The 10870-nt window shown below is 57.1% G+C and carries 6 protein-coding genes; 1 reads left to right on the top strand and 5 read right to left on the bottom strand.

Annotated features, from left to right (window positions below):
• A partial coding sequence (locus AB4043_RS03070; protein ID WP_442306484.1) for a hypothetical protein occupies positions 1-1792 on the top strand: 1792 nt, incomplete at its 5' end.
• 423 nt (positions 1793-2215) lie between these two features.
• Here AB4043_RS03070 and AB4043_RS03065 read toward each other — a convergent pair.
• The 5 genes from AB4043_RS03065 to AB4043_RS03045 all read right to left on the bottom strand — a co-directional run bounded on the left by AB4043_RS03065 (position 2216) and on the right by AB4043_RS03045 (position 10856).
• Positions 2216-3292 (bottom strand): glycoside hydrolase family 88/105 protein, encoded by a 1077-nt coding sequence (locus AB4043_RS03065; protein WP_442301938.1) that lies wholly within the window; start codon positions 3290-3292, stop codon positions 2216-2218.
• A 158-nt stretch (positions 3293-3450) separates the two neighbouring features.
• Positions 3451-4536 (bottom strand): hypothetical protein, encoded by a 1086-nt coding sequence (locus tag AB4043_RS03060; RefSeq protein ID WP_442301937.1) that lies wholly within the window; start codon positions 4534-4536, stop codon positions 3451-3453.
• Positions 4537-4670: 134 nt separating this feature from the next.
• A complete protein-coding gene (locus tag AB4043_RS03055) occupies positions 4671-5897 on the bottom strand; it encodes an MFS transporter (RefSeq protein WP_442306483.1) in 1227 nt (408 codons plus the stop codon).
• Between the two features lie 108 nt (positions 5898-6005).
• Positions 6006-7202, bottom strand: a complete 1197-nt coding sequence (gene metK, locus AB4043_RS03050; protein ID WP_442301935.1) for a methionine adenosyltransferase — start codon at positions 7200-7202, stop codon at positions 6006-6008.
• Between the two features lie 183 nt (positions 7203-7385).
• The gene (locus AB4043_RS03045; RefSeq protein ID WP_442306482.1) at positions 7386-10856 is read right to left on the bottom strand and encodes a TonB-dependent receptor domain-containing protein; all 3471 of its coding nucleotides are present in this window, start codon (positions 10854-10856) and stop codon (positions 7386-7388) included.
• Positions 10857-10870 lie beyond the last annotated feature (14 nt).

The raw sequence follows: 10870 nt of genomic DNA, 5'->3' as shown, positions 1-10870 counted from the left end.
GTTTAATACAAAGATCGGTATAGGACTTCCGTTCAATATCAAGCCCATCGATATTCGGCGCCAGGTCGCTCCCATCATTGGCTACGACGGCAGCAACATGATCCTGTACACAGGGATGTGGACTGCGATCACGACTATGGGCTTAGCCAAGACGGTGGTAAGTTCTCCTCCTGTGCTTGCCGTCACCGTAGATAGATCAGGCAATGTAACCGCAGTCACAATCACGTCCCAAACTGGAAACGCATACCGGTCCGATGTGGCTGAGGTAGGAGCTCTACCGCAGAGTATGCCTATGCCGCAGATCATCTTCCCTGGAAGATGCACTGCCRCAGCCAGCTTCAGCGGCCTGAATCTCAATGGCAATGGCCAGTTCGTACTTGGTTCGGTGAATATCACCAACAACGGTGGTGGAACCTGCACGGGAGTGGCCTCAGCAACAACGCAGACAACATACCCCAACCCCTATGGGATCTATCCTTACGCTCGCAATTACTCCGTCCTAACGAACATGGGTAATGCTTATCAGCCTGGGCAGCCGAATGCCTATGTAACTTTGGTTGACCCAGCGAAGTGGTCTCCGGGAATACCAGGAGATCCCACGCATCCTGGGGATTTAATCGACAATGTTCTATTCATCCATGACCGCGTCCACGAAGGCTATAGCAACACCGTGAAGTACAACACAATTGGAGGCAGCCCCAGCGAGTCGAGTCTTTCTCGGACTTTCACTGGGCTTGGAGGTGGAGACTTCGCCGAAGCCATCATCAACGGCAACAACGCTCAGATGTATGCGTCGAGGAACAATCCTCCAACCGCAGAGAAAGGCTACACCGTTGCTCCTCGGTTGTTCAGCATCCTCGGAGGCTGGAGGACTCTGTTTGATATGCCCGCTCCGTACCCGACAGGCATGGCGTATAACCCTCCGATGACCGAACCTGCAAATCGCGGGACCATATTCCTCATCAGCTGCAACCACCACCTCATGAATATAGACTGCGGTAGCTCTCGCGATGACTACGATATAGTTACGGCTCAGCCTTCTCCTGCGAGTGGGTCAACTCTAGGAACATCCAGTTTCGGGTACTCGCCCGATGCTGCAAATTACTTCTTCAACGACAACGTAAGGTTAGTTGGAAATGCCGCCAGCCTCATTATCAGCGGTAACTCGGGAGTTATGAACTGTCCCGGGGGCCGCGGAACGTGCTTGCAGTACAACAACTCCAGCAATGGATATAAGGGATACCTTGGCATTTGGGCTGCCAACGGGGCGCAGAAATTTGCGATCCATTCCAACAACGGTTTGCAGTTCTTCAGCTCTCCGAACTTTATTACCGGGCTACAGGGAACCACTGGAACGAATCTGTTGCGCACGACCGGAAGCTTCACTCCCGGGCATGTCGTATCGATTGACTCCAATGGCAACGGCACTGATGGTGGCGCAATTCCATTGGCTAATACAGGAGCTGTATCCTTCACGGCCGGCAGTGCGGCTGGAAGTACTGGATCAGTTGCCTGCATGGGAGGAGCATCCTGCAATGCGAATAGAGGTCGAGTAACAGTCACTCCAGGCGGAACGGGTATTGGCGCCGGCACGATATTCACGATCACCTTCGGAGCGGCTTATCCGAATACTGCGTACACATGCCAGGTCATACAGAATGGTCTCAATCATGGTGTTAACGCATTCCCTCAATGGTCGCCGACATCCACAACTGTAGTAACGGTCAAAACCTCAGGGAGCGGAATCCTGGATACATTCACGCAGGAATTTGATTACATCTGCCTGCAATAAATCACCTCAATGAATTCTTCTCTCGGCCCCGTTCGCGGGGCCTTTTTACTGCCAGCTATGGTCTCTAGTGTGGTGATTCGATGTAGCTGCAAGATGAAGGGCACGAACACGAAAGATCATCCCCAGGCGGAAAAAAGCGGCGCCATCCTTGAGGATGGCGCCGTTGATCTATCCAGGGGCTTCTTTCAAAACCTCCCTGTTTCAAACCTTCTGATACAGCCGATACCGCTCGGTTGTAATCGCGTCGAACGGCCGCATCTCCACGTCACCATCTCTTCATCGCAGCTCCTTGAAGCAGCTCGCAACCATCTAGAGCAATTCTCCTAATACCGTAGCTTGGGATAAATCTGCGAATGCCGTTTTCTTCGACGGAAAACAGCGCAAGCACCCGAAGCTTCACACCAGGACTTTAGGAGAAACGCTCTACCGCAGTAATGCGTTGGTGCACCAGATGGCAGCTTCCTGTCCGTGGAAGTCCCCGGTACGGCGGCGGCGAGCGTAGTAGTAGGCAAGGTCATTCTTTTTGCCGGTGCCTTCGCACACCTGCGTGATGTCGCTGTTCTGATCGATATAGCCTGCCACCGCGATCCATCCCTTACGTGCCGCGGGACCGTACTCTGCCTCCGGCAGCCAGCCGTTCTTAACACCGGTGATGAAGGCGTAGGTAAACATCGCCGAGCTCGAACTCTCCGGCCAGGCATCGTCTTTATCGATCAGCTCACGCCACATGCCGTCCTTGCCCTGGTACTTCAGAAGGCCGGCCATCATCAGCTTGTAGCCCTTCAGGATTCGCGCACGGTCGGGATGATTGTCAGGCAGGTCACGCAGCATCTCAGCCATTCCCACGGCGACCCAGCCGTCACCCCGTCCCCAGAAGAAAGGAACATCGGGCGCGTGATGGAACAGGCCGTTCGGCTGCTGCAGCTTATCGAGATAGCTCACCATCTCCTTTGCGGTGCGGTCCAGGTACTTCTTGTCGCCCGAGGCGCGATACTCCTGCAGCTGCAGGATGGTTAGCATGTACATGTCGTCGATCCAGTAGCGGGTCTCAGCCGAAAGGCCGTCCGGCTGCGGATTCTCCCACTGACGGTCAGCCCAGCTCTTGCCGTAGCTGGCATACTTCTCGTCCTTGGTCAGGATGCCGATCTCGATGGGCACGATGCCGAAGATCGAGTCGTCCACGTGCCGCCGCTGCGGAATACGGGACTCCTCGGCGCCGCCGGGCATCAGCGGCTCGAACTTCTTGATCAGCTTGTCGCGGAGATCGGTGTCGCTGGTGAGCTTTGAGAACTCCAGCGATCCGTACCATGCCCCGACTTCTGAGTAGTGGATCGTCGCCGTGTACTGGTGCGGGCTCACAACAAAATGGTCGGCCAGCTTCTTCCCGACGACCTTGGGGTCGGTATTTTCCGGCCAGTTCGTAAAGTACTTGTCACCGGGCTTCTGAGCCAACAGAGCCGTCGCAAAGAGAGGTAGAGCAGCCAGGATGCGGAGCTTCATACGAAAACGATTTCTCCTTCTAGAACGAGAGGATTGTACCGAATGGAGCCACCATTGAGTACTCCGTTTTTTTCGCCGTTTCAATGGAATCAGCAGGAGTTAGCGCTAACAATGCCGCGACGAACCCCTCCCTCGGCGGAGGGATACCATTCACTCGCTCACGAATGAGCAATCATATTCTGAACCGCCTGCGCAGGCCGGTCGGCTGCCGCATTCCCACGCCTGACAATAAGCAGGCTGTTGCTGGCGATCAGTGCCAGGCACGCCGTCATATAAGGAATCCATTCGTTATACAAACGGATCTCCAGCGGATCCCCTGTATAGAACATCACCGCGACCCAGAGCGGAAGCAGGTACGCGCAGCGGCGCAGCCGTGTATCCGAAACTCTGTCATGAAACAGGACCAGCGGGATCCAGAGAAAACCGAAGGTGCTGGCAAAGAGAGGCCAGTGCGTCGGGTTGGAGACGATACGCAGATTGTTCTGCCAGGAGATCACAATGCCGGTTCCGTGTCCTCCGGTCATTTGCTCGCACCACATCACCAGGAGCTGCCATACCACCAACTGAGCGGCTGCCTCGACCAACACAAGAGGACGAATCTGCCGCCATGCCTGGCGCAGGGAAAACTCCTCCGGCAAAGAGCAGACAACAAACAGCAGCGGCAGGAACATCGTCGTCTCACGATTCAGCGTTCCAACCAGAAAAGCCACGTAATAAAGCCATCGTTTACGGCTGATCAGAGCGTATAAGCCGGTCCCGAAAAATATCGGCGTGGTCAGATCATAGGGAAACTGCGCTCGAATATCAAAGGAGAGCAGCTCGTGGGTGTCGAGCATGTAGATGGCCGCCAGAGAGATCCATTGCCACGGGGTCTGGCGTCCCAGTAGTTGGCGGATCAGCGTCCAGGTCACTACAACCATCAGAAGTGACGCGATGAAGCCGGTAAGAAACAGAACCTGCTGCTCCGGAGTCATGGTGCGCTTGCCCAGATGAAACAACCGGGTACCATGCAAATGCAGAAATGCCCGGTAGACCCACTCCATGAAGATGCGCCGGCGGTACGGGCTTTCAACGTGACCATAGGCGAAATCCTGCAGGGTAAACGCGGGCCCCAGAGTGATGGAAAATCCCTGCGCGAACTGGAAGCAGCCAGCAATACACAGCATCCAGAAGAGAAGATTGCGCTTCCCGCCGGAGCCGCTGTCGCCGGAAACCGTTAGCGGCTGAACCTCGGTCTTAGGCATACTTCAAGCTACCATGCCGAACAGAACGGAGTGATAAACGCAACCCGATAGATATCCTTGATCCGGAAGTGAGTTGTAGATCGTAATTATTGGCGTTTCCAGAGAAATAACGGTGTACGAAACTCGCGTCAGCATTACTCCTCCGCCGTGCGCGAGTGACCAATTGCCTTCTCAACCGACCGCGGAGCGCGCAGAAGCGCCGGATCGAACTTGTAGAACGCCACCAGCAACAGGACTCCGAAAACCATCATGAGCAGCGTATCGGTCGCCAGCATTCCCGGCATGCCGAAAGCCGCATAACCTCGTCCATCCAGCCACGTAACATAACTGGTCGGCAGATTTGCCGCGCTGAAGAGTACTGACATCTGCGTCGCCGCGAGCGGATTCTCATTCCCCGTCAACTGGAAGACGATTGCCGTTAGTGCAGTGAAGTTGATTCCCTGGCAGAAGTTATAGAGCAGCACCAACAGCGCATAGCTTGCAGCCGAGCGCGGACAAAAAATCGCGACTCCGGTCGCGATCGAGGTGGCTGCGCCGGCACAGATATAGACCTTCATCCGCGAAAACCGATCGGCCAACGGACCTCCAGCGAGACACCCCAGCGAACAGGCGATGGCGACTCCCGCACCGCAAACGGTCGTCACCCAGCCCGGAGAGACAGCAAAGTCGTTCCCCAACCCGGAAAAGACATTGTTCAATGCGAATGCACCCGCAGGCAGAAGGAACGTAATCAATCCGAGCAGCACATCGCGATGCCGCAGGATCTTTCCCAGATCGCGGAAGAGGCTACCGAAGACAACCGCAGACGAACGAGCTGGACTCACAGGTCGTGGAAATAGCGAAAAGAGTATCAACGCAGGCACAAGAAAGAGCACCGCCGTCAGCACTGCCGCCATCATGCCGGGTTCAAACCGGCGGACCAGGAAGATCGCCGAGACTCCGAAGAGCGCGGCGCCACCGAGATTTGCGATCTGGTACCAGGAGCCGAGGTGCCCGCGATGCTCGTCCTCCACCATCTCCGCGAGCCATCCGCCTGCGGCAGATTGAAAGAGGTTTGTTGCCAGACATCCAAGCGTGAGATCGGCTGTAAAAAGGACCAGGTGCCGTGTCAGCAGGACACTGGAGGCGATGCACACCGCCATCACGGTCAGCCATATCCAGACCCAGGTACGCCGCGAGAGGCCGACATCCACGATCGGAGCCGCGACAAATCCCCAGAAGCTTGGGGAAAACGCAATCGCCGAGATCGTCGCGATGCGCGCTACCGAGACACCCTGAGTGCTGAGCAGCAGCGGCATGGTGGTGTTGATGAAGCCGTAGAAGAAGCCGAGCGGCAGGTTGGCGAACCCGGTCACCCACATTGGCAATTGTCGCTGCATGGATGAGATGACTATAGCGCCCGATCAAGCCCGCCAAAGAAAAAGCGCCGCAAACGCGGCGCTTTCTTATTCCATTATTCCTTTATTCAATTACTTGGTAGCGACCGCTTCCTGCGCCACGGCAGCCTTCAGAGCGGCAGCCTTGTCGGTCTTCTCCCAGGTGAACGCATCGCCGGTGCGGCCAAAGTGGCCGTAGGCTGCGGTCTGCTTGAAGATCGGGCGGCGAAGCTCGAGGGTCTCGATGATGCCCTTCGGCGTCAGCGAGAAGTTGGCGCGGACAGCCTCAGTGATCTTCGCCTCGGAGACCTTGCCGGTTCCAAAGGTGTCTACCAGAACCGAAACCGGCTCGGCGACGCCGATGGCGTAAGCAAGCTGAACCTCGGCGCGATCGGCCAGACCGGCAGCGACGATGTTCTTGGCGATGTAGCGGGCCATGTAGGCAGCCGAACGGTCGACCTTGGTCGAGTCCTTGCCGGAGAAGGCGCCGCCACCGTGACGGCCCATGCCGCCGTAGGTGTCGACGATGATCTTGCGGCCGGTCAGACCGGAGTCACCCATCGGTCCGCCGATAACGAAGCGGCCGGTCGGGTTGATGTGGTACTTGGTGTCGGCATCCAGAAGCTCGGCAGGAATGACGGCCTGGATCACGTTCTTCAGGATGTCGGCATGAAGCTGCTCGTTGGTCAGCGTCGATTTCGGATCGCGGTCCTTGAACTCGGCATGCTGGGTCGAGATAACCACTGCGTCCACACGGACGGGCTTGTGGTTCTCGTCGTACTCCACCGTGACCTGGCTCTTGCCGTCAGGACGCAGGTACGGCATCAGGCCGTTCTTGCGGACCTCGGAGAGGCGAAACGACAGCTTGTGCGCCAGCGCGATCGGAGTCGGCATCAAGTCCGGGGTCTCGTTGGTGGCATAACCGAACATCATGCCCTGGTCGCCGGCGCCGCCGGTATCCACACCCTGGGCGATGTCAGGCGACTGGCTGTTGATCGAAGAGATGACGGCGCAGGTCTGGCTGTCGAAGCCCTTCAGAGCGTCGTCATAGCCGATGCCCTTCACCGTGTTGCGGACGATGGTCTGGAAGTCGACGTACGCCTTGGTCGTGATCTCGCCGGCAACCACCACCAGGCCGGTGCAGGTGAGGGTCTCACAAGCGACGCGGCTATAGGGGTCCTGCTCCAGGCAGGCGTCCAGGATTGCATCCGATACCTGATCGGCAATCTTGTCAGGGTGTCCCTCGGTTACGGACTCACTGGTAAACAGAAAACGGTCGCGTGTCGCCAAAACTACTTCCTCCAATGCCGCGTTGCAGCTCGTGTGATGCACTATTCATTTTACGCGTTTGTGCCCATTCCGGGGCGGATTTGCAGCGAGCGGGGCGTTTAGAGGGCCGAACGGAGTCATTTCCCGGCAAAAGGAACGACGGCCGATGCATCGGCCGCCGTCAGGTACCTCAAACAACAGGAGTTAGAAGACGATCTTTGCTCCAAGCTGCATGATCCGCTTGTCACGATAGCTGGTGATATTACCTGCGGTCGAACTGTACGAGGTCACATTCGTGGCCGCGTTATAGCCCGTCACAATGCTGGAAGTCGTTACGCCGTCAGGATTGGTGTGATTGAACAGGTTGTAGGCCTCGCCGCGAAGCTGCACGGTCAGGCGCTCATAGATTCGGATGTTCTTGAAGGCGCCCAAATCAGCACGCCACCAGCCCGGACCTTCGATGATGTTGCGTTGCGCGTTTCCACCACGGAACTGACCGGCGGGCACCGCAGTATATGCAGCCACGTTGTACCAGTGAGCACGCGTGTGGATCGGATAGTTGGAACCGGCGACATTCGGATCGGCAACACGGTCAGGACGTCCACCCGCCACACTGCTTCCCAGAAAGCCGACCCCGGCAGGATCCAGACCCGAGGTGGTTGCATTCAACGGTAAGCCACTGTTGACGAACGCGATGGCCGAGACCTCCCAGCCTCCCAGCAGACGACCGGTCAAGCCCTTCTGCTCATAGAAGAACGGAATCGCCCACACAGCGTTCATGTTGAACATGTGGCGGCGGTCGGCGGCGGAACGGCCATACTCCGCCGCGGGGTTCGAGGAGATCTGAGGAGCGCCGGTGCGGTCGGCATTGGCGTTGGTCAGAGCCTTCGAGTAGGTGTAGTTTATGCCGATCTGCGAACCATGCGAGAACTGCCGCTTGCTCGAGAACTGCAGCGAGTTGTAGTTGCCCGTGAAGATGGGCTGAATCGAGTTGATGGCCTGGTACCCCTTGTACGGACGAACGCGGTTCACGAGAACCGTATTGCTGCTCGTAACGGTCGTGTTGTTCGTCAATGCCGCAAATGCGCCCGCCGAAGCCTCGTTGATGTCCACCAGGCCAATTAAGTGAACCTGGTGGCTGCCGACATAAGCGAGTTCCATAAAGACGTTACCGGGGAGCTGCTTCTGCAGACTGAGCGAGTACTGCTGGTTATATGGCGTCCTCATCTTCGGGGCGGTGGCGCGGATCAGCTGAGCCGCGTAGCTGGTGTTCGCCGAAACCGCCGCCGGGTTATCGAAGCCGGTGTTCGAAATACTTGGGGTCAGAATAAACGGCGGATTCTGGAAGATGTTCTGCTCGTAGGTACCGAACAGCGACGAGTCATACGCGATGCCATAGCCGCCGCGCAACGACGTTCTTCCATCACCAAAGACGTCATAGGCAAAACCGACGCGAGGTGCAAAGTTCAGCTTGTCTTCCTTGCCAACCTTGTTTCCGTACGGAGAATTGGTGCCGTTGACGGTGGTGCCGTTCGCCTGACTGCCCACCAGCTTGCCGTTCACGCTCACACCATTGGTAATGGCCTGCGAGTAGGTGACTGAGCCGTTCGGGGTAACGCCGGTGCACGGAGCTCCGACAACGCAGAGCAGACCATTGGTATCGATGGTTGCCGCGTTCGCGGAGTTGTAGAGCGACGGATCGAACGTTGTAAGTCCGTGATTATTGTCAGTCGGCTGAGCAAAGTAGGAGTAACGAACACCGAAGTTGAAGGTAAAGCGCGGCGTGACCTTCCAGTCATCTTGCGCGAAGACCTCAAACTGGTTGCTGGTTACACTCGGCGTTACGTCCACCGAAGCCTGGCTGAAGGTCGTGACGTAGCCTGTCAGGAAGTTCGCCCAGGACTGCTGGTAGTTCTGCGCACCGGAACCCGTGGGAGCGTTGCCGTTGCTGAACGCGAAGCTGCCCGCGTTCGCTGCGGCGTTGTTCTCCGTCTTGGTGTAGTTGTTAAAGGTCGCACCAAACTTCAGTGTGTGCGTGTGAGCCACAATCGACACATTGCCGAAGATATTGTGGTTCCGGTTGTAGTCACGGTACGGTCCGTAGGTGGCAAGAGTCGTGCCGCCCGTAAACGTCAGGGTTGGAACACGCGGTAGCGTGGAGGTATACGGCAGCGTCGGCTTGATGTCAGGCGAGTTGGCGTTCAACATCTTGCCGGTCGGGTCACTCAGCAATGCGCCATAGGAATATGCATAGCCGCCCTCAACCAGAAGACGCGGTGAGATCACATAAGTTGCGTGCCCCAGGTAGATACGCCCGGGCGCGTTGGTCGCGGTGGTATTGACGCCGGGATAGCCGCTTCCTTGAAATAGGCCGCCCGGTTCAATCGTGGGGATCGAGTCGTTGATAATGCGGAAGAAAGCGCTCAGCTTGCTTCCGAAGGTCTGATCGATACGGCCGATCTGCTGGTTGCCGTTATAGATATTGCGCTGTGGCGACAACACCAGGGTTCCGGTCGAGTCGGGAGCCCCTACACCCGCAAAGATGTCTTTCAAATAGGCCTGTGCCATCGGGCTGCTAACAGACACAGATGTTGTCCCCGCATTGCGGCATTTACCGAGGTTCGACGAAGTCGTATCCGGTTGACCCGGCAGATAGGTGCTCTGGTAAGTGCAAACGGGAGAGGTGAACGTACCGGCGCGCTCCGCAAGCGATGGAACGCCGGTCAAGGTAATAGGTTTATAAAGAACGACGCGGCGTAGTTCCTGCGAATAGAAGAAGAACGTTCCGTGCTTGCGCCCGTCGTAGACATTTGGAATCCAAACAGGACCGCCGAAGGTGCCCCCGAAGTCGTTATAGCGCAGCAGGCTGCGTGCGGAGGTGGTTTTGGCTGCCCCGGAAGGAGTCGTCGTCAGCTTGTTCAGCGTGTCGTTGGCGTTGAAGATGTCGTTGCGGACAAACTCATACGCGGTTCCGTGAAACTGCGTTGAGCCGCTCTTGGTAATCACGTTGACCTGGCCGCTCGCGGCGCGTCCATATTCGGCACTGTAGCTTCCACGCATTGTCTTGAATTCCGCAATGGCGTCGACCGACGGATAGGTCAGCAGCGTTGAATTGGATCCGCGATCCACATTGTCCGCGCCGTCCACCGTCCAGGCATTGCCGGATGTACGAGATCCATTGACAGAGAAATTCACCACATTCGTGGTGCCCACAGGATTTGAGTTACCGATGTAGATCTGGTCGCCACCGGTGTAAGCAACACCCGGCTGCAGGCCGACGAGCTGTTCGTAGTTACGGGTTGAGAGAACCAGCTCACGCATTTGCGTACCGTCCACCACAGACTGCTGGGCTCCGCTCTCCAGATTGATGGCCTGAGCTTCCGCAGCCACGTCAATGCTGACTGCCGCAGCGCCCGGCTTGAGCTCGCGGTTAAAAGTAAGTGTGTCATTCGCGTGCAGGACGATGTCCTTGAGGCTAAGGTCACCGAAACCGGAAGCCGAGATCGCTATTTGATAGCGGCCCAGCGGCAGAGAGGTTGCGGTATAAAAGCCGGCGCTGTTCGTGGTTACGGTACGGACGACCAGCCCCTGGTCGACATAGGTCATGGTGACCTTCGCTCCGCTGACCGCTGCTCCGGTTGGATCGGTCACGGTACCGCTGATACTACCTGTCACGGACTGTGCCAAGG

Origin of the sequence: Terriglobus sp. YAF25, from assembly GCF_052113305.1 — a bacterium.
Taxonomy (GTDB): domain Bacteria; phylum Acidobacteriota; class Terriglobia; order Terriglobales; family Acidobacteriaceae; genus Terriglobus.
The sequence above is the reverse complement of the archived record's forward strand: the minus strand, read 5'-3'. Positions and strand labels throughout refer to the sequence as shown.

Excerpts from the sequence above, each read along its gene's own strand:
- AB4043_RS03055 (WP_442306483.1), bottom strand. The coding sequence starts at position 5,897 with ATGTGGGTGACCGGGTTCGCCAACCTGCCGCTCGGCTTCTTCTACGGC.
- AB4043_RS03065 (WP_442301938.1), bottom strand. The coding sequence starts at position 3,292 with ATGAAGCTCCGCATCCTGGCTGCTCTACCTCTCTTTGCGACGGCTCTG.
- AB4043_RS03060 (WP_442301937.1), bottom strand. The coding sequence starts at position 4,536 with ATGCCTAAGACCGAGGTTCAGCCGCTAACGGTTTCCGGCGACAGCGGC.